This window comes from Gardnerella sp. CCPDSM (assembly GCF_056754715.1).
This window is the reverse complement of sequence record NZ_JBQEQO010000054.1, coordinates 1-559: the sequence shown is the minus strand read 5'-3', so window position 1 is coordinate 559 and position 559 is coordinate 1. Positions and strand designations below refer to the sequence as shown.

At 42.6% G+C, this 559-nt stretch carries 1 pseudogene; it reads left to right on the top strand.

Annotated features, from left to right (window positions below):
- Positions 1–553, top strand: a pseudogene (locus ACTJLE_RS06475) (DNA polymerase); the annotation flags it as partial.
- Between the last annotated feature and the right edge of the window lie 6 nt (positions 554–559).

Genomic DNA, 559 nt, shown 5'->3' with positions numbered 1-559 from the left:
CGCTCTTGATATGGGTTTACATGAAGATGATTTGCAACAGTTAGTTAATGATTGGAGATCTGCTAATCCACATATTGTTTCATTGTGGTGGGATGTGGACAGAGCGGTAAAACAGTGTGTACACGAACGCATTTCTGTTCGAACACACAATATAGTGTTCACTTACAAGAGTGGGTTTCTTATCATCAAACTGCCTTCGAAAAGATGCCTTTACTATGTGAAGCCACGCGTGGAAGAAAACAAGTATGGTGGCGAATCAGTCACCTATGAGGGTGTGGGGTCTACTAAAAAATGGGAGCGGCTGGAAAGCTATGGGCCTAAATTCGTGGAAAATATTACGCAAGCTATAGCTCGTGACATTCTACTTTACGCAATGCAAACGTTGAAAGAATATCGCATCGTCGCTCACGTGCATGATGAAGCCATTATCGAAACTGATAAAAGCGTGAGTGTTCAAAGCGTGTGTGAGCTAATGGGAAGAACACCACCTTGGGCAGAAGGGCTTCTTTTACGAGCTGACGGCTACGAGTGCGAGTTTTACAAAAAAGATTAAAAAAAA